The sequence below is a fragment of the Streptomyces sp. NPDC093510 genome (assembly GCF_040683555.1).
Lineage (GTDB): Bacteria > Actinomycetota > Actinomycetes > Streptomycetales > Streptomycetaceae > Streptomyces.
This window is the reverse complement of sequence record NZ_JBFBEE010000006.1, coordinates 348,598-371,688: the sequence shown is the minus strand read 5'-3', so window position 1 is coordinate 371,688 and position 23,091 is coordinate 348,598. Positions and strand designations below refer to the sequence as shown.

The 23,091-nt window shown below is 73.2% G+C and carries 21 protein-coding genes; 14 read left to right on the top strand and 7 right to left on the bottom strand.

Going from position 1 to position 23,091, the window contains the following annotated elements:
• Nucleotides 1–31: 31 nt before the first annotated feature.
• The 4 genes from AB0N81_RS12800 to AB0N81_RS12785 form a co-directional block, all read right to left on the bottom strand.
• Nucleotides 32–1,066, bottom strand: coding sequence for a PHP domain-containing protein (locus tag AB0N81_RS12800; protein ID WP_365357798.1), 1,035 nt, complete (start codon nucleotides 1,064–1,066; stop codon nucleotides 32–34).
• Between the two features lie 83 nt (nucleotides 1,067–1,149).
• Nucleotides 1,150–2,037: a short-chain dehydrogenase/reductase gene (locus AB0N81_RS12795; RefSeq protein ID WP_365357797.1), complete on the bottom strand. Its 888-nt coding sequence runs from the start codon at nucleotides 2,035–2,037 to the stop codon at nucleotides 1,150–1,152.
• 51 nt (nucleotides 2,038–2,088) lie between these two features.
• Nucleotides 2,089–3,714, bottom strand: coding sequence for an NAD(P)/FAD-dependent oxidoreductase (locus AB0N81_RS12790; protein WP_365357796.1), 1,626 nt, complete (start codon nucleotides 3,712–3,714; stop codon nucleotides 2,089–2,091).
• The gene (locus tag AB0N81_RS12785; protein ID WP_365357795.1) at nucleotides 3,707–4,216 is read right to left on the bottom strand and encodes an SRPBCC family protein; all 510 of its coding nucleotides are present in this window, start codon (nucleotides 4,214–4,216) and stop codon (nucleotides 3,707–3,709) included. Before AB0N81_RS12785 ends, AB0N81_RS12790 begins: the two co-directional genes overlap by 8 nt.
• Before the next feature lie 179 nt (nucleotides 4,217–4,395).
• Between AB0N81_RS12785 and AB0N81_RS12780 the strand changes: the two genes are divergently transcribed.
• Nucleotides 4,396–5,901 (top strand): SDR family oxidoreductase, encoded by a 1,506-nt coding sequence (locus AB0N81_RS12780; protein WP_365357794.1) that lies wholly within the window; start codon nucleotides 4,396–4,398, stop codon nucleotides 5,899–5,901.
• 9 nt (nucleotides 5,902–5,910) lie between these two features.
• Here the strand turns inward: AB0N81_RS12780 and AB0N81_RS12775 are convergent, their stop codons facing one another.
• Entirely contained in the window at nucleotides 5,911–6,768 is an 858-nt protein-coding gene (locus AB0N81_RS12775) for a dienelactone hydrolase family protein (RefSeq protein WP_365357793.1), read from the bottom strand.
• 228 nt (nucleotides 6,769–6,996) lie between these two features.
• Between AB0N81_RS12775 and AB0N81_RS12770 the strand changes: the two genes are divergently transcribed.
• Nucleotides 6,997–7,986: a helix-turn-helix domain-containing protein gene (locus tag AB0N81_RS12770; RefSeq protein ID WP_365357792.1), complete on the top strand. Its 990-nt coding sequence runs from the start codon at nucleotides 6,997–6,999 to the stop codon at nucleotides 7,984–7,986.
• A gap of 222 nt (nucleotides 7,987–8,208) precedes the next feature.
• Nucleotides 8,209–9,264, top strand: a complete 1,056-nt coding sequence (locus AB0N81_RS12765; protein ID WP_365357791.1) for an SMI1/KNR4 family protein — start codon at nucleotides 8,209–8,211, stop codon at nucleotides 9,262–9,264.
• A gap of 118 nt (nucleotides 9,265–9,382) precedes the next feature.
• Here the strand turns inward: AB0N81_RS12765 and AB0N81_RS12760 are convergent, their stop codons facing one another.
• The gene (locus AB0N81_RS12760; protein WP_365357790.1) at nucleotides 9,383–10,282 is read right to left on the bottom strand and encodes a winged helix-turn-helix domain-containing protein; all 900 of its coding nucleotides are present in this window, start codon (nucleotides 10,280–10,282) and stop codon (nucleotides 9,383–9,385) included.
• Nucleotides 10,283–10,531: 249 nt separating this feature from the next.
• Entirely contained in the window at nucleotides 10,532–12,043 is a 1,512-nt protein-coding gene (locus AB0N81_RS12755; protein ID WP_365357789.1) for a KR domain-containing protein, read from the bottom strand.
• A 346-nt stretch (nucleotides 12,044–12,389) separates the two neighbouring features.
• Here AB0N81_RS12755 and AB0N81_RS12750 point away from each other — a divergent pair, with 346 nt between their 5' ends.
• The 11 genes from AB0N81_RS12750 to AB0N81_RS12700 all read left to right on the top strand — a co-directional run bounded on the left by AB0N81_RS12750 (nucleotide 12,390) and on the right by AB0N81_RS12700 (nucleotide 23,074).
• Entirely contained in the window at nucleotides 12,390–12,569 is a 180-nt protein-coding gene (locus AB0N81_RS12750; protein ID WP_365357788.1) for a hypothetical protein, read from the top strand.
• An 86-nt stretch (nucleotides 12,570–12,655) separates the two neighbouring features.
• Nucleotides 12,656–12,811, top strand: a complete 156-nt coding sequence (locus AB0N81_RS12745) for a hypothetical protein (protein ID WP_365357787.1) — start codon at nucleotides 12,656–12,658, stop codon at nucleotides 12,809–12,811.
• Nucleotides 12,812–12,919: 108 nt separating this feature from the next.
• Entirely contained in the window at nucleotides 12,920–13,798 is an 879-nt protein-coding gene (locus AB0N81_RS12740; RefSeq protein WP_365357786.1) for a hypothetical protein, read from the top strand.
• 256 nt (nucleotides 13,799–14,054) lie between these two features.
• Entirely contained in the window at nucleotides 14,055–14,384 is a 330-nt protein-coding gene (locus tag AB0N81_RS12735) for a TcmI family type II polyketide cyclase (RefSeq protein ID WP_365357785.1), read from the top strand.
• A 31-nt stretch (nucleotides 14,385–14,415) separates the two neighbouring features.
• Entirely contained in the window at nucleotides 14,416–15,672 is a 1,257-nt protein-coding gene (locus AB0N81_RS12730; protein ID WP_365357784.1) for a beta-ketoacyl-[acyl-carrier-protein] synthase family protein, read from the top strand.
• Entirely contained in the window at nucleotides 15,669–16,886 is a 1,218-nt protein-coding gene (locus AB0N81_RS12725; protein ID WP_365357783.1) for a ketosynthase chain-length factor, read from the top strand. The genes AB0N81_RS12730 and AB0N81_RS12725 overlap by 4 nt, the downstream gene beginning before the upstream one ends.
• A gap of 59 nt (nucleotides 16,887–16,945) precedes the next feature.
• Nucleotides 16,946–18,640, top strand: coding sequence for a tryptophan 7-halogenase (locus tag AB0N81_RS12720; protein WP_365357782.1), 1,695 nt, complete (start codon nucleotides 16,946–16,948; stop codon nucleotides 18,638–18,640).
• A gap of 59 nt (nucleotides 18,641–18,699) precedes the next feature.
• Entirely contained in the window at nucleotides 18,700–19,311 is a 612-nt protein-coding gene (locus AB0N81_RS12715) for a nitroreductase family deazaflavin-dependent oxidoreductase (RefSeq protein ID WP_365357781.1), read from the top strand.
• A gap of 28 nt (nucleotides 19,312–19,339) precedes the next feature.
• A complete protein-coding gene (locus AB0N81_RS12710) occupies nucleotides 19,340–19,705 on the top strand; it encodes an antibiotic biosynthesis monooxygenase family protein (RefSeq protein ID WP_365357780.1) in 366 nt (121 codons plus the stop codon).
• 120 nt (nucleotides 19,706–19,825) lie between these two features.
• Nucleotides 19,826–21,463, top strand: coding sequence for an MFS transporter (locus AB0N81_RS12705; RefSeq protein WP_365357779.1), 1,638 nt, complete (start codon nucleotides 19,826–19,828; stop codon nucleotides 21,461–21,463).
• Nucleotides 21,464–21,565: 102 nt separating this feature from the next.
• Entirely contained in the window at nucleotides 21,566–23,074 is a 1,509-nt protein-coding gene (locus AB0N81_RS12700) for an FAD-binding protein (RefSeq protein ID WP_365357778.1), read from the top strand.
• The last annotated feature ends 17 nt before the right edge of the window (nucleotides 23,075–23,091 follow it).

Below are 23,091 nucleotides of genomic sequence, written 5' to 3'. Positions count from 1 at the left end.
GAACGCTGCCCTCTCCGGGGCCCCGTGGGGTTCAGGAAGTGGCGCGGGCCCGGCTCGCGCGGGTCCAGGACAGGACTTCCTGGGCCGTCCAGGTGGTCACCACGCGCTCGGCCGGTACGCCGCACTCCTCGGCCCGCGCGCACCCGATGATCTGCCAGTCCAGCTGGCCGGGCGCGTGGGCGTCGGTGTCCACCGAGAACAGGACGCCGGCCTCGACGGCCTGGCGCAGCAGGCGGCGGGGCGGGTCGAGGCGTTCGGGGCGGCTGTTGATCTCCACGGCCGTGCCGGCGGCGGCGCAGGCGGCGAAGACCTGTTCCGCGTCGAACTGGGAGGGGGGTCTGCCGCGTCCGGTGACCAGGCGGCCGGTGCAGTGGCCCAGCACGTCGGCCCGGGGGTCGCTCACGGCGGTGACCATGCGCCGGGTCATCGCGGCGGCGTCCATGCGCAGTTTGGAGTGCACCGAGACGACCACGACGTCGAGGCGGTCAAGGAGTTCCGGCTCCTGGTCGAGGGAGCCGTCGTCGAGGATGTCGCACTCGATGCCGGTCAGCAGGCGGAAGGGGGCCCAGCGTTCGTTGAGGTCGGCCACCACCGCCAGCTGTTCGCGCAGCCGCTGGGGCGACAGGCCGCGCGCGATGGTCAGCCGGGGCGAGTGGTCGGTCAGGACGGCCCATTCGTGGCCGATCTCCATGGCGGCGCGGCCCATCTCCTCGATGGGGCTGCCGCCGTCCGACCAGTCGGAGTGCAGATGGCAGTCGCCGCGCAGCAGCGCCCGCAACCGGGCGCCGCCCTCGCCCTCGGCCAGCGGTGTGAGGGCCTCTTGTTCGAGGCGTTCCAGGTAGCCGGGCATGCCGCCGGCCAGCGCCTCACGGATGACGGCGGCCGTCTTGGGGCCGATGCCCTTGAGCGACTCCAGGGAGTTGTCGGCGGCGCGGCGCGCCGTCTCGCCCTCGGCCAGCTGGGTGATGACCTGGGCCGCGGTGCGAAAGGCCCGTACGCGGTAGGTGGGGGCGCGGCCGCGTTCGAGCAGGAAGGCGATGCGTTCCAGGGCCTCAACGGGCTCCATCGGCGCCTCCGTGGGTTCATGGGGCGAGGTTTGTGGGGCGGGTCTTGCGCGCGGCTGTGTTCCTCTCCAGCCTCGCCCGGCTCTCAGGGGGTGTCGCGCCGAAAGGCCCGGGTCTGGTCGGCGAGGCCGCCGGGGCCCAGTGGCCCGGTCTGGGTGAGGGGCGGGCCCGGCGGGCGGTGCCGGCGGCGGGCGCGGGCCAGGCGGGTGACCAGGGGCGGCAGCAGGGCCCGTGCCGGCTGGGCCAGGCGTGTCCAGGCGGGGAGGTAGACGGCGGTGCGGCGCTGTTCCACGGCCCGGGCCAGACGGGCGGCGGCCCGGGAGGCGGGCAGGAGGCGGCGGGCGGGGGGCGGCAGGAGGCGGCGGGGTTCCTGGAGGGAGGGGTGGGTGTGGAGGTCGCGGAGCATGTCGGTGTCGAGCCAGTTGAGGTAGGCGATGCCCACGGCCACGCCGCGGTGGGCCGTCTCGGCCCGCAGGGCGTGGGTGAAGGCCTCGGCTCCGGCTTTGGAGGCGCAGTAGGCGCTCATCATGGGGACGGCGCCCAGGGCGGCCGTGGAGGCGATCTGCAGGTGGTAGCCGCGGGTGTGCAGCAGGTCGGGCAGGAAGGCCTGGGCGGTGAACGCGCTGCCGGTGAGGTTCACCTCGATCACCCGCCGCCAGGCGTGCGGGTCGGCGCTCTCGATCGGGCCGGCCTGGGCGATGCCCGCGTTGGCGATGACGACGGAGGGCGGGCCCAGGCGGGCGCGGATCGTGCGGGCGGCGGTGTGCAGGGCGGCCGGGTCGGTGATGTCGGCCTCGAGGGCGAGGGACGGTGTGGGCAGGGTGGCCGCCACGGCGTCCAGGGCGGCCTGTTCGTGGCCCAGCAGGGCGATCCTGGCGTGGCGGCGGGCCAGTTCGCGGGCGAGGGCCGCGCCCAGGCCGCGGGCGGCGCCGGTCACCACGACGGTGCGGTCTGTCAGGGGGCTGTCGCGCATGCCGGGGCCCTTCGTCGAGGGGCGGGGGCGGTGGGTCAGGCTCTCAGGCTCTCAGTGGTGGTGCTTGTTGCCGGTGCGGTCGCGGGTCGCGAGCAGGCGCTGGGCGCCGGTCAGGGGGAAGGGCAGGCGGCGGCGGAGTGCGGCCCGTGCCGCGTTGGCGCCGGGGGCGCCGTGGACGCCGCCGCCGGGGTGGGCGCCGGCCGAGGCGAGGAAGAGGCCGGCCACAGGTGTCTCGGGGCGGCCGGTGCCCGCGACGGGGCGGAAGAACAGCTGCTGGTGCAGGGAGGTGGTGCCGCCGTTGAGTGCGCCGCCGTGCAGGTTGCGGTCCAGGGACTGCAGGGTGGTCGGGGCCAGGATGCGGCGGGCGCGGATGAGGGTGCGGAAGCCGGGGGCGAAGCGTTCGACCTGCTCTTCGACGCGGTCGGCCATCCTCTCCTGTTCCGCCGGGCTCCAGGCGCCGGAGATGTTCTGCCCGCCGGCGTCGGTGCGGATGGTCTGAGGGACGTGGGTGTAGGCCCAGGCGGACTCGGTCCCGCCCGGTGAGCGGGTGGCGTCCGCGGTGGTCATCTGGCCGAAGAGGAGGAAGGGCCGGTCGGGCACCTGGTGCATGGCCAGCTGCGCGGCGAACCGGGTGAGTTCGTCCACGCCGTCGGCCAGGTGGACGGTGCCCGCGCCCGCGGCCTGTTCGGCCTGCCAGGGCACGGGCCCCTCCAGTGCCCAGTCGACCTTGAAGGTGGCGAAGTCCCACTGGAAGCGGCGCAGGTCGGCAAGGAGCTGGCCGGGCAGGTGCTCGGGGGCGATCAGTTCGCCGTACAGGGCGGGTACGGACACGTCGGCCAGGACGGCGCGGGTGGCGGGCACGGTGTCGCCGTCCGCGGTGCGCACCGCGACGGCGCGCCCGCCGCGGACGGTGATCTGCTGGGCGGTGCGGCCGCACTGTACGGTGCCGCCGCGCGCGTTGAGGCGTTTGACCAGGGCCTGGATGAGTTCGCCGGAGCCGCCGGCCGGCACGGGGAAGCCGTAGGTCTGTCCCAGCAGTGCCATGAGCCAGCCGAAGCCGCCGCTGCCCGCCGCCTCGGGGGCGAGGTCGGCGTGCAGGGCGTTGCCGGCCAGCAGGAGCCTGCCGCCCTCGCCGTCGAACTCCTCCTCGCCCAGCCGCCGTACCGGCAGCAGCAGGGAGCGGGCCAGGCGCAGCGCGCCGCCCGCCCTGAGCCGGTAGGCAAGGCGGGCCGAGGCGCGCACCGGTGGGAAGGGGGTGAACAGGGCGTCCAGGAGGTCGGGGTGGATGTCGTGCCACAGGTCGTGCAGGCGCCGCCAGGCCGCGCCGTCCCCGTCGGCGAAGGTCTCCAGGGAGGCCGCAGTGACGTGGACGTCGCGGTCCAGGACGGCGCAGCGGCCGTCGGAGAGGGGGTGGGCCAGGACGTGGGGTGCGTGGCTCCAGCGCAGGCCGTACTCGTGCAGGCGCATCCGCCGCAGGACGGGCGAGGCGGCGGCCAGCGGGTAGAAGGAGCTGAAGAGGTCGTTGACGAAGTCGGGGTGCACGCCCCGGTCGTGGCGTACGGCGCCGCCGGGCTCGTTCTGTTCCTCCAGGACCGTCACGCTCCACCCGGCGTCGGCCAGGAGGTTGGCCGCGACCAGTCCGTTGGGTCCGGCCCCGATCACCACCGCGTCAGGCATGCGCCTCGCCGCCTCCCGGGCCGGTCACGGTGCCCAGGGCGCGGCGCGGGCGGCCCTGGTCGGTTTCGCGCTGTTCGGCTTCGCACACCTGGGCCAGGCGGGCGAGCATCGCGCGGTGGCGCAGCTGGATCAGTGCCTCGACGGCCGTGTTGTGCAGGACGCCTGCGGCTCCGCGCAGGGGGTGTTCGTCCACGATGACCAGGCAGTGTTCGCCCCAGGGCCGCAGTTCGATGGCGATCCGGGCGGTGCCCAGGGGGCCTGCCTTGGCCTCCAGTTCCAGGATGGAGCCTTCCTCGCAGCGCCGTACGACCGTCTCGTTGGTGGCCCGGAGGGGGCCCAGGCGCACCTCGTACTCGATCGCCGCGCCCAGGGCGGGCCACCGGCCGCGCACCGGGTGCGAGGAGGCGGTTCCCACCACCCACTGGGCATAGCGGCTGCCGTCGGCCAGGACACTCCACACCGTGTCCGGGCTCACCCTGATCAGTCGATGACGCTGTGCCATCCGTTGCCTCCCTGACTCGCCGTCATCGCCGAGTGCCCCGAACCACTCTCCTCAACATCGTGCGGGACAAGGACCGCCCGCGCGCCCCGGGGCGCGCGTGTCGCGGTGCGGGCCGCCGGCGGCGAGACTGCGAGGTGAGGCGGCCCCGCTCCCCCGGCACGAAACGAGGCGGCAGCACAGTGAGCGAAGGCGACGACATTCCCGCGGGCGGCCGGCACGTCCTGGTGACGGGGGCCACCGGCTACATCGGGGGCCGGCTGGTGCCCGAACTGCTGGCGGCCGGCCACCGGGTGCGGTGTCTGGCCCGCTCCCCGCACAAGCTGCGCGACCACCCGTGGGCCGGTCGGGTGGAGATCGTCCGCGGTGATGTGACCGACGCGCGGTCGCTGGCCGATGCCCTGCGGGGCATCGAGGTGGCGTACTACCTGGTGCACGCGCTGAACACCGGTGCCGGTTTCGAGGACACCGACCGGCGGGCGGCCACGACGTTCGCCGGGCAGGCGCGGGCGGCCGGGGTGGGCCGCCTGGTGTATCTGGGCGGGCTCACCCCGGCCGGGGTGAGCCCGGCGCAGCTGTCGCCGCATCTGCGCTCGCGCGAGGAGGTGGGCCGCATCTTCCTCGGCTCGGGGGTGCCCAGTGCGGTGCTGCGCGCGGCGGTCATCATCGGGTCGGGTTCGGCGTCCTTCGAGATGCTGCGCCATCTCACCGAGCGGCTGCCGGTCATGGTGACGCCCAGCTGGGTGCGCACCCGCGTCCAGCCGATCGCGGTGCGCGACGTGCTGCGCTACCTGCTGGCCTGCGCCGGCCTGCCCCCGGCCCTGAACCGGGCCTTCGACATCGGCGGCCCGGACGTGCTGACGTACCGGAACATGATGCGGGCGTACGCCGAGGTCGCCGGGCTGCCGCACCGGCTGATCGTGCCCGTGCCGCTGCTGACGCCGAAACTGTCCGGCTACTGGGTGGGGCTGGTCACCCCCGTGCCGCACGGGATCGCCCGGCCGCTGGCGGAGTCGCTGCGCCATGAGGTGGTGTGCCAGGAGCACGACATCGCCGCCTACGTTCCCGACGGTCCTGGCCGGCCGCTGCCCTTCGTCCAGGCGCTGCGCCTGGCGCTGCGGCGGGTGCAGGACGCGCAGGTCACCACCCGGTGGTCGTCGGCCTCGGTGCCCGGGGCGCCCAGCGATCCGCTGCCCACCGACCCCGACTGGGCCGGCGGCAGCCTCTACACCGACCGCCGCACCAGGGTGGTGGACGCCTCTCCGCAGGCGCTGTGGCGGGTCGTGGAAGGCATCGGCGGCGAGCACGGCTGGTACTCCTTCCCGCTCGCCTGGGCGGTGCGGGGCCTGTTCGACCGGCTGGTGGGCGGGGTGGGGCTGCGCCGGGGCCGGCGCGACGCGCACCGTCTGCGGGTGGGTGACTCGCTGGACTTCTGGCGGGTGGAGGAGATCAGGCCGGGCCGGCTGCTGCGGCTGCGCGCCGAGATGCGGCTGCCGGGTCTGGCCTGGCTGGAGATGTGGGTGGAGCAGGACGGTGCGGGCCGCACCCGCTACCGCCAGCGTGCGCTGTTCCATCCCCGCGGGCTGCTGGGGCATCTCTACTGGTGGTCGGTGGCGCCCTTTCACGCCGTGGTCTTCGGCGGCATGGCGCGCAACATCGCCGAGGCCGCGCGCCGGGAGCCCGGCTGAGCACCGCCCTCAACCGGCGGCTGTGGTGGTGGCGGTGGGTGGGCTGAGGCGTTCGGTCAGGAAGGCGAGGATCTCGTCGCGGGCGCGCCGGGTGGGGTGGCCGTCCTGGTCGACGAGGTGGGCGGTGACGACGCTGTGGGCGCAGCCCACGACGTCGCGGAAGAAGGGCGGCGGGTCGGTGCGGGCCGTCTCGCCGGGCAGGACGCGGCCGTCGAAGGCGTCGCCGAGCAGGGCCCGGTAGGCCGCGAAGCGGCGGCCGGTGCACCAGGTGTCGTCGTCGAAGCGGTAGGCCAGGACCTTCAGGCCGTCCCGCCGGACGCGGCCGGCCACCGCGGCGGCGTCCTGGGCGCTGAGTTCCAGGGCGGCGGGGTCGTCCAGCGGCAGCGAGGGGTGGTTGACCACGGGGGCGATGACGGCGGGTTCCAGGGCCATGGTCAGGGCGAAGTTGCCGGTGAAGCACAGTCCCACGGCGCCGACCCCGGGTCCGCCGCGCTCGGCGTGCGCGGTGCGGGCCAGGCCGCGCAGCCAGGCGGTGACCGGGCTGGTGCCGCCGCCGGCGAAGGCCCGGAACTCCGCGCTGACACAGGCGCGCCGCACGACGGCGCGGGCCTCGTCGGCCAGCGGGTAGGCGCCGTCGACGCCGAAGAGGGAGGGCAGGTACACGCTGAACCCGGCCTCGCGTATCCACCGGGCCAGGCGGGCGACGTCGGGGCTGATGCCCGGCATCTCGGGCATCAGGACGACGGCCGGGCCGGCCCCCGTGACGTACACCCTCTTGCTGACGTCCTGGATGCTGACGGTCCTGTGTTCGAAGTCGTCCAGGGGGTCGTCGCGGGGGTCGTCGTGCCGTGCTCGGGTGCTTGTCATGAGCGAAAGGATGGCGAGAGGCTGTCCTGGCAGGGAAGCGGCGGTATCGCCAGGTCTCTGGGTGATCTCGCCACCCGGCGCGGTCGTCGGCGGCTCCTGTCGCGGGGCTTCTGTCGTGGGGGCTCCTGTCGTGGGGAGGCTCCTGTCGTGGGGAGGCTCCAGTCATGGGGGGCTCCAGTCATGGGGGGATTCGTTGGGGTGCTTGGTTGGGGGCGGGAGGTGTGGTGTGTGAGTGCGCTGCGGGTGAGTGTGCTGGCCTATCCCGGCTGTTTCGCCTCGGAGGTGTTCGGTGTCCTGGACCTGCTGACCATGGCGCGGCATGTCGCCGCGGCGCAGGGGGCGCGGGAGCCGTCCTGGCGCACGTCGGTCGTCTCGCCCCGCCGGCGGGTGGCCGCCTCCGGCGGCCGGGGCATCGAGGTCGACGCGGTCCGGGCGGCGGACGTGCTGATCGTGCCCGGTTTCGAGGTCTGCCCCACGCTCGACCCCGGTGCGGTGCTCGCGGGCCTGGAGCCGGAGGCGGCGGTCCTGCGCGCGCAGGCGCAGGCCGGGGGCGCCCTCGTGTCGGTCTGTGTCGGCGCGTTCCTGCTCGCCGAGGCCGGGCTGCTCGGCGGGCGCGAGGCGACGACCTCCTGGCTGTACGCGGACCGTCTGGCCCGCCGGTATCCCGAGGTGCGGGTCCGTGCGGAGAAGCTGGTGGTGAGCGATCGCGGGGTGACCACCACGGCGGCCTTCAGCGCGATGTTCGACTTCACGCTCGGCCTCATCCGTGAGCACGACGGCCCCGGCATCGCCCGCAGCACCGCGCGCATCGCGCTGCTGGACGACGCGCGTTCCACCCAGTCGGCCTACGTGGACACCGCGTTGCTGCCCGCCGTGGGCCGCGGCTTCTCACTCGGCGTCAAGCGGTGGCTGGAGCAGCATCTGCGCGCCCGCTACGACCTTCCCGCGCTGGCCGGGGAGTTCGGTGTCAGTACCCGTACGATGCTGCGCCGCTTCGGCGCCGAGACCGGGCAGACGCCGCTGGCGTATCTGCACACGGTGCGGGTGCGGCGGGCGCGGCAGCTGCTGGAGATGACCGACCGGACCGTGGCGAGCGTCGCCGCCGAGGTCGGCTACCGCGATCCCGGCGCCTTCGGTGCGCTCTTCGCCCGGCACACCGGCCGGCTGCCCGGCGCCTACCGGGCGGCGTTCCGCCGGCGCGAGCCCCCGCCCGGGTGAGGGCGGCGCGCGGGCCCGGGGAGGCTTCGGAGGGCGGCGCAGGCCTCGCCGATCGCCTGGTCCAGGCGCACCTGGAAGCGCACCGGCAGCGGGCGCAGGGCCGCCCCGCCCCGAGGCTGTCGGGTCCCGCTGCGTGAGGGGGCGGGGCGCACTGCGAGCCTGGGGGCCATGACCACTGACACACCAGCAGATGTGCGAGTCACCCGGGCATGGAGCCGGATCGTGGAATGGCTGGCCGAGTACGCCCCGCCGTCGTACGCGGCCCTGGAGCCCGGCGCCACCGACGACGAGATCGTGGCTCTGGAAGAAGCCCTCGGCGTAAGCGTTCCGCAGGAGTTGAAGGCGCTGTGGCTGCTGTCCGCCGGTGAGGCCGGCGTGGCGGGTTCGGGGCTCATGCTGGGCGATTGGGCCCTGATGCCGCTCGACGCCGTGATCGAGGTCCACCGGATGTGGATGCGGCTCCAGGAGCAGGACGGCGAGAACGACACCGTGGGCGAGGACGCCCTGGCGCTGTGGAAGCCGTCGTGGATACCGTTCTGCTCCCTCAACCCCGACGACACTCTCTACGGCCTCTACCTGGACAGCGAGACCGGGGAAGTGTGCAAGTGGACCAGGTTCGCCGAGCGCGAGCGTGAGTACGAGTCGCTGCCCGCCTACCTGGAACTCATGGCGGTCAGCCTGGAAGCCCCCTTGGCAGGCGCCGGCCCGGAGAAGCCCGGCATGATGGACGGCGCCCTGGTGTGGGGACCCCCTCCTGAGGAAGAGCGCAGGGACCGGTGGGAGCACCACCTCGGCCAGGCCCCGCCGCGCCATCCCGCGAAGACGCCCGGCGCGATCCGGGAAGCTCTGCCCGGTGATGGGCGTGCGGGGTTCGACGAGCAGCGCGACGCCCTCGACCTGGCCGACCCCGAGGCCGTCGCCGCCTTCCGGGACCACTGGTGGGAGCGTGCCGTGCAGGCCCAGGAGGAACTGGAGGACGACGTCGCCGCCGCGCTGGGCGGGAACGTCTTGGCCAGTCCCGGCCGCAAGCTGGCGCCGGAGTACGAGGCCGTGCTGCCGCCCGCCATCCGCCACCGCCCGCCGTCCCTGGACGACATCCGTGCCGCCCTGCGCCACGAGAACGTCCGCGCACGGTTCAGCCAGGACTTGATGGAGGCGGTCCCGCCGCACTATCCGGCGCTGCTGCTGCGGTGGTGGGACATCGCCCGCCTGATGGCCGACCCTCGCGGGGATCGCGCCGTCCGCGCTGTCATCAACGGCCGCCGCGCCCCGGGCTAGGCCATGCCGAAGGGCACAGGCGTGGACCTGCGCTGTCTCCAGACCGCTTCAACCCCACCGTGCCCCTGTACCCCACCGTGACTCGGTACGAGACCAACACAGGTGTGAAGACGGGCTCTCAGCCGCCGCCGGCCGGGCACAGGGCGGCGGTGGCGGCCGGGACGCTGAGGCGGTACCCCACGCCCCGTACCGTCTCGATCCAGTGGGGCGAGCCGAGCTTGCCGCGCAGCGAGCCGACGTGGACGTCCAGGGTGCGGGTGGAGCCGAACCAGTTCTCGTCCCACACCCGGGCCATGATCTCCTCGCGCCGCAGTACCGTTCCCGGCTCCTCCAAAAGCATCGCGAGCAGGTCGAACTCCTTGCGGGTGACGCGTACTTCACCGTCGTGCAGATGGACCTTGCGGGTGCGCTCGTCCAGGCGCAGCGGGCCGGCCCGCAGATGGCGCTGTTCGGCCTCGGCGCGGGGATCATCGACCGGCGCCGGGGTGGCCGCGTCCCCGGACAGAAGCTGGGGCGGGGGCTCGGCGGCGGGCCGCAGTCCGGCAGGGGGGTGAGGCTGCGCGGCGAGCTGGGGGCGGGTGTTCTGGGGGGAGAGCGGGCGCCGCTGCGCGGGGACCAGGGGCGCCGGCGCGGCGTCGGGGGTGGGCGTGCCGTGGCGCAGGCAGCCCGTTCCGCGGCGCAGCACCGCGCCGATGCGGGCGAGCAGTTCGTGGCGTCCGAAGGGCTTGGGCACGAAGTCGTCGGCGCCGGAGTTCAGGGCCAGGACCTGGTCCAGTTCGTGGTGGCTGCCGCTGAGCACGATGATCGGTACGCAGGACTGCTCCCGGATGCGCCGGCACACCTCGTGTCCGGCCAGGTCGGGCAGGACGAGGTCGAGCAGGACCAGGTCGGCGGTGGCCAGCCGGTCCAGGGCGTCGGTTCCGGTGCGGGTGTGCCCGGTGACGTAGCCGTGCATGCCCAGCATCTGCTGGAGCGCGTCGGCCATTCCGTCGTCGTCCTCGACGATCAGTACGTTCATCAATCTCGCACGCCTTCCCGAGGAGTCCATGGTGTGGAACGGGGCCGAGCCTCGCGAGGGGGCGCGCGCAGCGTCAACGCGTCCTGGCGCCGGGTCCCAAGACGGGGGCGGGAAGGCGGGATTCCTGCCCGCCTCCTGTCATGGCGGGGGCAGGGGGCGGGGGAACCTGTCACGGGGTGGGCGGGGCGGGCGGGCGACCTTGTCATGCGACTGGCATCCGGCGGGGCGCCGGCGTGCTTGCCTGCCTGGTCAGCGCGTGGCTTGGGTGTGCACCGCCAGTTCGCTGCGGCCAAAGGCCAGCGCCTGGGTCAGGGCGGTGAGCGGGTCGGTGCGGGCGGGCAGGCACGTGGCGAGCGAGACGCCGTGGCGCAGGCCGTCGCCGGTCAGGCGGGTGCGTTCGGCGGCCAGCGCGCCCAGGGCGCGGCCCACCGCGGCCGGGATCGCGGCGCCGGTGCCCGCCCGGTAGGCGGGGGTGGAGGTGGCCGACGCGAAGAAGTCCAGGGGCAGTTCGGCCGTGGCGCGGTCCAGGTGTGCGGCGCCGGTGAGGGTGTCGGCGAGGATCTGGCGGGCGTGTGCGGCGGACAGCCGGGACAGGGGGCGGCCCGCGTCGTGGTCGGCGCAGTGCAGCACGCCGTCGATGCCGCCGAAGTGGTGCAGTGCCGTGCGGAGGGCCGCGTGCACGTCGTCATAACAGGAGAGCCGGCCGGCGGCCCGCACGATGCGGGCGCCGGGCAGGGGCGGGTCGGCGTCGGGGGTGAGCAGCACGATCCGGGCGCGGTGGCGGCGGGCCAGGGACAGGGCCAGGCGGGCGCCGGTGCCGGTGCCGGTATCGGTGAGCAGGTAGCGGCCGCCGGCCCGGATGGCGGCGGTGGGTGCGCCGGGGCGCGGGCCCGGGGCGGCGCGCAGGACACGGACCTCGCGTCCCGCGGGGGTGTGGCGGACTTCGGCCAGTCCGGGGCGGGGCAGGGCGAGTTCGCCGAGCGCGAGGCGGAAGGGGTCGCCGGCCCAGGCCGGCAGGTGCTGGACGCCGAGGCTGAGGGCGTGCAGGCGGCCGTCCTCGACGGCGGCGGCCTGGGCCACCGCGCCCAGGGCGGCGGCGAGTTCGGGGCGGGCGCGGCCGGTGACCAGGAAGGCCAGGTGCAGTGGGTCGCGGCGGGTGGAGCCGCACAGCGCGCGCAGGACGGGCAGGATCAGTTCGGCGGCGCGTTGTGGGGTGGTGGTGGCCGCGGGCAGGTCGAAGACCAGGACGCGCGGGTCGTGTCCGGCCCGGCGCAGCGTTTTGAGGTAGGCCGCCCAGGAGTGCGCGCCGGCCAGCACGTCACGGCCCACGCGTGCGGTGCGTACGCCCAGAGGGGTCCAGGCCCGGCCGGTGTCCCGACTGTCGACGACGAGCAGACTCTCGTCCGGGGTGAAGACGGGCGGATGACGGGGACGGGCGGGCGCGGGCGCCCAGACGGGGGTGTGCCAGCGGGGGGTGTGGTCGGCGGGGCGGGGGTCGGGGTCCGGCTCGTGGGCGGGGCGGGCGCTGAGGTCCGGCTCGCGGGCGGGCCGGGGGCCGAGGCCCGGCTCACGGGTGGGCCGGACGGCGAGGTCCGGCTCGCGGGCGGGCCGGGGGCCGGGGGCCGGCTCGCGGGCAGGCCGGGCGCCGAGGTCCAACTCGCGGGCAGGGTGGGCGTCGAGGTCCGGCTCGTGGGTGGGGCCGGGGTCGGGGTGGGCCGGGCCGTGGGTGGGTGTCTTGGTTGTTGTGGTTGTGGTGTTCATCGCTTCCACCCCGTCGTCGTCTTCCGGTCGCCTCGCCGCGGGCCGCGATGGCCCGAGCGGCCCCCCGTGGGCCGTAGCGCTTCGGTGGTGCCGGGTCAGGTTCGCCGCCCAGCATGGGTGAGGGTGCGCAAGGGCCGGGGCAGGGCGAGGTCAGCGGGGGTGCACCGGCGCGCCAACACTGCGCAGGGCGCGGGCCCTCGACGCCCCCGGCGGCGTCGGCGGGGCGCGGGGGCGGGCTGGTGACTTCGGTGACTCTCTTGGCCTGGTTCTGACATGGCGCTGGCACGGGATTCCCTACGGTGGCCGAAATCCCGCCCCCAGCACGCGGTCGCTTTGGAGGCAGTCCATGAGCCAGGCGTCAGCCGACCCGTTGAAGTCCCGTGTGCGGCCCGTACGCGGGGCCCGGGCGCCGGGTGGTGTCCGTGCGGTGCGCGGCGCCCTGGTGCCGCTCGACCCGGTGCGGGCGGCGGGGGCGCGCGGCTTGATCGTGCCGGTGGTGGCGGTGATGGCGGACCGGGCGGGCTGAGGCTGCCGGAGCCGTTCGGGGAACGAACGTGCCGCCCGCTCACGCGGGAGGAATGCGGTGGGGGGCTCGCTCGTAGCTTCCCCTCGGTGTTCTCGGCGTTCTCGGTGTTCTCGGTGTTGCGGCGTTGCGGCGTTGCGGCGTTGCGGCGTTGCAGCGTTCTCGGCGTTGCAGCGTTCTCGGCAGTTCTCGGCTCTTCCTTCCGGCTCTTCCTTTTCCGGCTGACCTTTTTCCGGTTCATGTGATGCGTACGAGTTTTGCGCATGTCGTTGGTGTGTACGGCTTTTGCGCGTGCCCGTCCCTTGTGCGGCAGCTCAGGGGGCGGGTGCGCGCGAGACTACGGGGGACAACAGATGAATCAGCGTGAGCTGCACGTGAGCGTCGCCACCCGCACCCGCACCCGTACCCGGTGCGAGGGGGTGGACTGTGTGCAGGGCCGGGCCGGGGCCGCCGCGGTGCAGGGGCTGCGGCTGTGCCCGGGGTGTCTGCGGCTGCTGGCCCGCCGCCTTCAGGAACTGCCCTGCCTGTACGAGGAGTTGGCGCAGCTGCTGGGCGGCGGCAGCGGTGCGGGGGTGCGCGAGCGGGTCAGTGGCGGGCCGGCGCCTGCGGGGATGCCGTTCAACGCGGCGGCCGCCGATGTGCGCGCCTCGATCCTGAGCACGCTCGGCTCGTGGGCCGGGCTGGTCAGCGCCCAGCGCCGGGTGCCCGCGCCCGAGCGCAGCGTCGAGCGGCTCGCCTCCTTCCTGCTGCTGCACGGGGCGTGGCTGGCCGCGCATCCGGCGGCCACCGACGCGACCGGGGAGATCGCCCGGCTGGCGGCCACCGCGCGCCGGGTGGGCCGGGAGCGGCCGCCGCGCCGGGTGCGGGTGGGGCCGTGTGTGGCGCAGGGCTGCACCGGTGTGCTGGTGGCCGACTTCCGCGGGGCGGGGGCGGGTTCGTGCACGGCGATCCGCTGTGACGCCGAGACGGAGCACGTGTGGCCCGGCGAGCTGTGGACCGAGCTGCGGCGCGCCCTGCGCGGGCAGGGCGAGCGGTGGCTGACGGCCGGGGACGTGGCGCGGCTGTGGTCGGTCAGCACCGGCACGGTCTACCGGCTGGCCAGTGAGCAGCACTGGCGGCGGCGCAGCCGGGCCGGTCGCACCTCCTACGCGGAGTCCGATGTGCACGCGTGTTTCGCGCGCCGCCGCGAGGGCGGGAGCGGGGCGGGGCCGGGCGGCTCTGACATTCTCTGAAGATTTCCTGACGCGGTTCTGCACTGTCCGGCATTGAAATCGGGGCGCCGGGCGAAGAAGGTATGGGGCAGAGTCCGGTGAACTGTTCCCGGGCCCCGTCGCATGCAGCGGACCGCCGAACGCAGGCCGCCCGCCACGACGTTCCCTCACCCACGCGATCCACGTGGTGTTCTCGCACGTTCTCGACTTCTCCCGCGGGCCCGTTCGCACGGGCCCGGCCGGGACCTCGCCCCCTTCCATCCACGGGAGACAGCCGATGCACAGCACTCTGATCGTGGCGCGCATGGACCCCGGCGCCGGCGCCGATGTGGCGCGGATCTTCGGGGAGTTCGACACCACCGGGATGCCCGATCTGATGGGGACCCGGCGCCGTCAGCTCTTTTCCTACCGCGGTCTCTACTTCCATCTGCAGGACTTCGACGCCGACCACGGCGGCCAGGCGATCGAGGAGGCCAGGACGCACCCGCTGTTCACGCAGATCAGCGATGACCTCAAGCCGTACATCGGGGCCTATGACCCGGCGACCTGGCGCTCGCCCGCGGACGCGATGGCCGAGCGCTTCTACCACTGGACCCGTTCTTCGTGACGCTTTTGCCCCGGAAGGGAGCGCCCTGCGCATGGGACGCGACGTAGTGATAACCGGCATCGGGGTCGTGGCGCCCGGCGGTGTCGGCGCCAAGGAGTTCTGGAACCTGCTGAGCAACGGCAGGACCGCCACCCGGCGCATCACCCTCTTCGACCCGGCCGAGTTCCGCTCGCGGGTCGCCGCCGAGGTCGACTTCGATGCCGAGCAGCACGGGCTGAGCCCGCAGGAGATCCGGCGCATGGACCGGGCCGCGCAGTTCGCGGTGGTCACCACCGCCGAGGCGATGGCCGACAGCGGTCTGACGCCCCAGACGATCGAGCCGCACCGCACCGGTGTCACCATCGGCAGCGGGGTGGGGGCGACCATGGCCCTGGACCGCGAGTACAACATCGTCAGTGACGGCGGCCGTCTGGAGCTGGTCGACCACCGCTATGCGGTGCCGCATCTGTACGACTACTTCGTGCCCAGTTCGTTCGCGGCCGAGGTGGCGTGGCGGGTGGGCGCCGAGGGGCCGGCCGCGGTGATCTCCACCGGCTGCACCTCGGGCCTGGACTCGGTGGGGCATGCCACCGAGCTGATCCGGGAGGGCAGCGCGGACGTGATGCTCGCCGGCGCCGCGGCGGCGCCCATCTCCCCGATCACGGTGGCCTGTTTCGACGCGATCAAGGCGACCACGCCGCGCGACGAGGAGCCCGAGCGGGCCTCGCGGCCCTTCGACCGCACCCGCAACGGGTTCGTGCTCGGTGAGGGCTCGGCCACCTTCGTACTGGAGGAGCGGGAGCGGGCGCAGCGGCGCGGGGCGTACATCTACGCCGAGATCTCGGGATTCGCGACGCGCTGCAACGCCTTTCACATGACGGGTCTTCGCCCCGACGGGCGCGAGATGGCCGAGGCGATCCGGCTGGCCCTGGACGAGGCGCGGATCAATCCGGAGCAGGTCGACTACATCAACGCGCACGGTTCGGGCACCAAGCAGAACGACCGGCACGAGACCGCGGCGTTCAAGTACAGCCTGGGCGAGCACGCGTACCGCACCCCGGTCAGCTCCATCAAGTCGATGGTCGGGCACTCGCTGGGCGCGATCGGCTCCTTGGAGATCGCCGCGTCGGTGCTGGCCATCGAGCACAACGTGGTGCCGCCGACGGCCAATCTGCACGAGGCCGACCCGGAGTGCGACCTGGACTACGTGCCGCTGGTGGCCCGCGAGCAGCAGACCGACACGGTGCTGAGCGTGGGCAGCGGCTTCGGCGGCTTCCAGAGCGCGATGGTGCTGCGGAGGGCGGCATGAGCCGGGCGGCGGTGGTCACCGGGATCGGTGTCACCGCGCCCAACGGGCTGGGCCTGGAGGCGTACTGGGATGCCACGCTCGCCGGGAAGTCCGGCATCACGGACATCAAGCGTTTCGATGCCGCGGGGTATCCGGCGGGGCTGGCCGGTGAGGTGCCCGACTTCGCCGCCCAGGACCATCTGCCGGGCCGGCTCATCGCGCAGACCGACCACATGACGCGGCTGGCGCTGGTGGCCGCCGACTGGGCGCTCGAGGACGCCGGGGTCGATCCCGGCGCGTGGGACCCCTTCGACATGGGGGTGGTCACCGCCGCGTCGGCGGGCGGCTTCGAGTTCGGCCAGCGTGAGCTGCAGAACCTGTGGTCCAAGGGCGGCAGTTACGTCTCCGCCTACCAGTCCTTCGCCTGGTTCTATGCCGTGAACACCGGCCAGATCTCCATCCGCAACGGGATGCGCGGCCCCAGCGGGGTGATCGTCTCCGACCAGGCCGGCGGCCTGGACGCCCTGGCGCAGGCGCGCCGGCAGATCCGCAAGGGCAGCCGGCTGATCGTGTCCGGCGGGGTGGACGGCTCGATCTGCCCGTGGGGGCACGTCGCCCAGTGGGCCGGCGGCCGGCTGAGCACCAGCCGGGATGCCGAGCGGGCGTATCTGCCCTTCGACGCCGAGGCCGCCGGGCATGTGCCCGGCGAGGGCGGGGCGCTGCTGGTCCTGGAGGAGGCCGGTGCGGCGGCCGCGCGCGGTGCCCGCGTCTACGGGGCGGTGCGCGGGTATGCCGCCACGTTCGACCCGAGGCCGGGCAGCGGGCGCCCGCCGGGTCTGCGGCGCGCGATCGAACTGGCCCTGGCCGATGCCGGGATCGGTGCGCCGGAGGTGGATGTGGTGTTCGCCGACGCCGCCGCGCTGCCCGAGCTGGACCGCGTCGAGGCGCAGGCGCTTCAGGCGGTGTTCGGGGCGCGGGGGGTGGCGGTGACCGCGCCCAAGACGATGGTGGGGCGGCTGCTGTCCGGTGCGGCCTCGCTGGATGTGGCCACCGCCCTGCTGGCGCTGCGCGATGGTCTGGTGCCGCCCACCGTGCACGTCACGCCCGACCCCGTCCACCGGCTCGACCTGGTCACCGGCCAGGCCCGGCCGGCCGCCCTGGAGACCGCGCTGGTGATCGCCCGCGGTTACGGCGGGTTCAACTCCGCGCTGGTCGTCTCCCGCTCCGCCGCGTGAGCGCCGGCCGCGCCAGGCAAGGCACAGCAAGCAATCCGTCCCGAGAGAGGGTGGCGCGTATGCCCAGCAAGGTCATGGCGAGCGGCCAGGCCAGGAAATCCGACAAGGTCCAGCACTGCGACGTGTTCATCCTGGGTTCCGGGCTCGCGGGCTCGGTCGCCGGGGCGGTGCTGGCCCGCCAGGGCGCCAAGGTGGTGCTCGTGGACGCGGGCCAGCACCCGCGGTTCGCGGTGGGTGAGTCGATGACGCCGCAGCTGATCGAGTGGCTGCACATCCTCAAGTCGCGTTTCGACGTGCCCGAGCTCGGCCATCTGCTGAACGTCAAGGCGGTCGCCGACCATCTGGGCCCCCACCACGGCAGGAAGCAGAACTTCGGGTTCATCAAGCACGAGGCGGGCCGCGAGCCCGATCCCGAAGAGGCGACGATGTTCGTCATCCCCAAGGCCCTGACCGATGCGAGCCACCTGTTCCGCCAGGACAGCGACCAGTACTACTTCAACGTCGCGGCCAAGTACGGCTGCCTCACCCGGCAGAACTGGTTCGCCACCGACCTGGACTTCGATGAGGACGGGGTGACCGTCACCGGCAGGAACGGCGAGGTGTTCCGGGCCAAGTACCTCATCGACGCGAGCGGTTTCCGCTCGCCGCTGGCGGAGAAGTTCGGTCTGCGCGAGCAGCCGGCCCGCTTCAAGCACCACGCCCGGTCGCTGTTCACGCACTACATCGGCATCAAGCCCTTCGACGACGTCTCCCACCACCCGGTCAGCAAGCGCCCGCCGGCCCAGTGGCACAACGGCACCCTGCACCACCTCATCGAGCGCGGCTGGTTCTGGATCATCCCCTTCGACAACACCAAGGGCTCCAAGAACCCCATGGTCAGCGTCGGGCTGACGATGGACGAGCGCACCTACCCCAAGCCCAAGGACCTGAGTCCCGAGGAGGAGTTCCGCTCCTTCCTGGACAAGTACCCGGCCGTCAAGCGGCAGTTCGTGGGCGCCAAGCGGGTCCGTGAGTGGATCTCCACCGACCGTCTGCAGTACTCCTCCTCCCGCTCGATCGGGCACCGCTGGTGCCTGATGTCGCACGCGGCCGGGTTCCTGGACCCGCTGTACTCGCGCGGGCTGTCCAACACCTTCGAGGTGGTGTACGCGCTGTGCACCCGCCTGCTGGACGCGATCGAGGACGACGACTGGTCGGTGGAGCGGTTCGAGTACGTCGAGCAGGTCGAGCGCGGGCTGCTGCGCTACAACGACGACCTGGTCAACAGCTCCTACATCGCCTTCTCCCACTTCCGGCTGTGGAACGCGGTGTTCCGGGTGTGGGGCGGGTTCTTGACGCCGGGTGTGATCCGGCTGCACCGGGCCCGGGTGCAGTACGAGCTGGACGGGAACGAGCAGCACCTCAAGGACCTGGAGACCAGCGCCTACCCGGGCCTGTGGTGGCCGCAGGACGACTTCCGGCACATCCTCGAACTGACCGCGGAGACCTGCGAGAAGTACGAGGTCGGCGAGGTCGACGGGGACACGGCCGCCGACATCATCTTCGCGGCGCTGCGCGACTGCGAGAGCCTCAACCCGGTCTTCGGGTGGAAGGACGAGGAGTCCACCCGGTTCGTGTACCCGAGCACGGCGACGGTCGCCAAGTTCATGCACTGGTCGCTGCGCAAGGCGCCGGCCGGGGAGATGCGCGACATGGCCCGCTCGCTGGTGTCCAGCTCCGTGCGTTCCGCCCTCAAGGGCAAGAAGCCGCTCTAGACCGCCCGCCCGGCGCGAGCCAGCCGCACTCTTCGAGAAGGAAAGGGGGGCCCGGCCCCATGGCGCAGACCCTGCCGGACACCGAGGACGCCCAGAGCACGGCGCTGTCCTCGTGGTCCTCCACCCGGCCGCAGATGGAGAACACCAACCCGCTGGTGGAGGCGTTCACCCGGTTCAACGTCTATCTGTACTCCAAGCCGCCGAACAAGTACGTCAAGAAGGTCAACAAGTCCTTCCTGCATCTGCACCTGTTCCTGTACCGCAGGTCCAGGGGCCGGATCATGGGGCACTTCGGGCGGCTGGACGCGATGCTGCTGACCACCACCGGCCGCAGGACGCGGCTGCCGCGCACCCTGCCGGTGGGCTACGTCTACGACAACGGGCGCTACATCGTGTGCGCGGCGCCCGGCCACTTCGACGTGCCCGGCGGCCCCAAGGCCACCCATCCGGCCTGGTATCACAACGTGCGCGCGACGCCGGGGGTGCGCGTGGACATCGGCCCCGAGCAGTTCCCGGCGACGGCGCGCATCCTGGCCGGCGACGAACGCGACCGCAGGTGGCGGGAGTTCACCGAGGTGTTCCCCTTCATCGCCGAGTTCCAGAAGCGGGCCAGCCGCCCCATCCCGGTCATCGAGATCACCCCGGACAACCTCGACCCCCACGAGCTCTGAGAACTCCGAGACCTCTGAGAGGACGCACATGAAGATCGAGGCACTGGACCCCGGCACGCCGCTGATGAAGCAGTTCCAGGAGAGCACCGGGCCCATCACGCTGGTCAACGTCTTCGACGTGCCGCCGGAGCTGTACGAGGAGTTCCTGGCCGTCTGGCGTCAGGACGCCGCGTACATGAAGAACAGCCCCGGCTGCATCCAGACCCAGCTGCACAAGGGGACGGCCGGCAGCCGCCTGGTGGTGAACGTCGCGGTGTGGGAGTCCACCCAGACGCTGCTCGCCGCGTTCAGCACCCCGGAGTTCCAGCAGGCGGCGGCGAAGTACCCGGAGGGGATCACCGCCTACCCGCACGCCTACGAGAAGGTCGCCGTCGAGGGGATCTGCGTCGCCTGACGCGAAGAGTGTGGCGTGCGTCTCACTGGCGGCCGGGCATGTCACACCGCGCGCGTCCGGGCCCTCTTGGGTGCACCACCACACGCTGTGAGCGGCCTGGACGCCCACTAGGAGAGGAACATGACTCAAGTACGGCAGACAAATCCGTGGGCGGTTCTGAGCGTCTTGTGCCTGGGGTTCGTGATGACCCTGGTGGACCTGACGATCGTGAACATCGCCATCCCGGACATGACCGACGACCTGGGCGCCTCGCTCGACCAGGTGCTGTGGGTCGTCAACTCCTACACCCTCGTACTGGCCACCCTGATCATCACCGCCGGGCGCCTGGGCGACATCCACGGCAAGGGCAATCTGTTCCTGTCCGGCGTGGCCCTGTTCACCCTCTCGAGCCTGGCCTGCGGGCTCGCGCAGGACCCGGCCCAGCTCATCGCGTTCCGCGCGGTGCAGGGCATCGGCGCAGCGATGCTGATCCCGCAGACGCTGTCGATCATCACCGATGTGTTCCCGCCGGAGAAGCGCGGCGCGGCCTACGGGGTGTGGGGCGCGGTCGCCGGTGTCTCCGGGGCGATCGGCCCGACCGTCGGCGGGCTGCTGGTCACCCACCTCGACTGGCGCTGGGTGTTCTTCATCAATATCCCCATCGGCGTCCTGGTGCTGATCCTGGGCATGCGGGTCATGCCCAAGCACGTCCGCGTCATCAAGCACCGCTACGACCTGCCCGGGGTGCTGCTCGCCTCGGCCGCGCTGTTCTGCCTGGCCTTCGGGCTGACCGAGGGCGAGCGCTATGAGTGGAACACCTGGATCTGGGTGCTGGTCGGCGCCTCCGTCGCGCTGATCGGCGTGTTCCTGGTCTACGAGCGCGGCCAGCAGGACAACGAACCGCTGCTGCCCTTCTCGCTGTTCAAGGACCGCAACTTCTCCCTGGTCAACCTCATCGGCATCGCGGTGTCCTTCGGTGTCCTTGGCATCCTGCTGCCCACGACGATCTATCTGCAGTCGGTGCTCGGCTTCAGCGCCCTGAAGACGGGCCTGGTGCTGGTGCCGTTGGCGCTGGGCTCGCTGTTCACGGCCGGCCCGGCGGGCATCCTGTCGGAGAAGTTCGGCGGCAAGTACATCCTGACGGCCGGCCTGTCGATGTTCGGCATCGGCATCACCTGGATCCTGCTGACCGCCGACACCGACAGCAGCTGGACGGCGTTCATCGGCCCGCTGTTCGTCGCCGGTCTGGGCGCGGGGTGCACCTTCGCCCCGATGGGCTCGGAGGTCATGCGCAGCGTGCCGCCGCACCTGACCGGTGCCGCCTCCGGCGTGAACAACGCGCTGCGGCAGGTCGGTTCGGTGATGGCCGGTGTCGTCATCGGCGCGGTGCTGCAGGCCCAGCTGGTCTCGGAGCTGCGCGAGGAGGCCGCCGCCAGTGCCGGGCAGCTGCCCGAGCCCTACCGCGAGGGCTTCACCTCCGCGTTCGCCGAGGGCGCCGAGGCCGTCGGGGTCGGCACGGAGCAGGGCGGCGGCTCGCTGCCCGCGAACCTGCCGGGCGAGGTGGCCGACACCTTCCAGGAACTGGCCGGCAAGGTGTTCGCCAACGGCTTCGTGGAAGCGCTCCAGCCCACCATGCTGGTGCCCGCCGTGACGATGTTCGCCGGCGCCGCGCTGTGCCTGGCCCTCAAGGGCGGGCCCACTCCCTCCGGGATGGGCCACGGGGCACCCGCCGACCCGAAGGACACCACGACGGAGGAGGACGCCCCCGTCGCCCACTGAGCACCACCGCACCACCGCACCACCGGCACCACCGGCACCTTCCCGGACCGAAACCGCCCCCGGCCCCCCACAGGGCCGGGGGCGCTCGTGGTTGGACACCCAATGATCAGTCGAAGAACACTCCTGGGCGCCTCCGGCGCCTCCCTGGGCCTGGCCGCCCTGCGGCCCACCGCCGGGCACGCGCTGACCGGCGTGCCCTGGACCCGGCTGCGCGGCCACCTGAACGGCGACCTGGTGCTGCCCGGGGACGCCGCCTACCCGCTGGCCAGACAGCTGGACTCCAAGCAGTACGACGGCATCAGCCCGCAGGCCATCGCCTACTGCCAGCACCCCGCCGACGTGGCCCTGTGCCTGGCCTTCGCCCAGGACCACGCCCTGGCGCTGTCGGTGCGCAGCGGCGGCCACAGCCTGGGCGGCTACTCCACCACCACCGGCCTGGTCGTGGACGTCTCGCGCCTGAACTCGGTGACCCTTGCCGGCAGCCGGGCCACGCTGGGCCCCGGCGCGCAGAACGTGGACGTGCTCAACACCCTGGCGCCGGCGGGCCTCGCGGTGACCGGCGGCGCCTGCGCCACCGTCGCGGCCGGCGGGTTCCTCCACGGCGGCGGCATCGGCTTTCTGACCCGGCCGCTCGGCGTGGCGTGCGACGCGCTGACCTCCGCCCGGGTGGTGCTGGCCGACGGCCGGTGCGTGACCGCCTCCGCCAGGAGCCACCCCGACCTGTTCTGGGCGCTGCGCGGCGGGGGCGGCGGCAACTTCGGCGTCGTCACCTCCTACACGCTGCGGCCCTCCCCCGTCACCGACGTGGCCACCGCGACCCTCCTCTTCGCCTGGGACAAGGCCCTGGACATGGTCGACGGCTACGCCCGCTGGCTGGTCCAGGCGCCCCGCCCCATCGGCGGCGCCTGCGTGGTCACCCTGCCCGACGCGGCGCCCGGCGCCACCCCCGTCCCGGCGATCCGCCTGGTCTCCACCGGCACCCAGGCCCAGCTCGACGACGAGATGGCCCGGCTGCTCTCGCTGACCGGGGCGCCGGTCAGCCGCAGCACCGCCACCGTGGCCCACCGCGATCTGATGATGGGCATCTACGGCTGCGCCACCAGGACCGTCGCCCAGTGCCACCGCGCCGAGGCCACCGCCGAAGGGCAGCTGCCCCGGCCCGCGTTCGGCCTGGAACGCAGCCGCCTGTTCAAGACCCCCATGTCGCGCACCGGCTGGGCCGGCGCCCTGGCCGTCTTCGACGCCGAACGCCGGGCGGGCCAGATCCACCAGATGCAGGTGCTGCCGGTGGGCGGCGCGGCGGCGGACCTGAGCCGCACGGCGACCGCCTACGTGCACCGCGACAGCATCTACACCACCAACTACCTGACCACCATCCCCGGTTCGGCCTCCCCCACCGACGCCGACAAGGCGGCCGGGCAGGCCTGGGTGGACAAGGGCTTCGCCGCCATCGACGCGCACTCCTCGGGCGAGACGTACCAGAACTTCATCGACCCGGCGCTGCACGACTTCCAGCGCGCCTACTACGCCGAGAACCACCTGCGGCTGGTGGCCGTGAAGAAGGCCTACGACCCGCACCGCCTGTTCACCTTCGCGCAGAGCATCCGCTGACCTCATCTCCCCTCGCC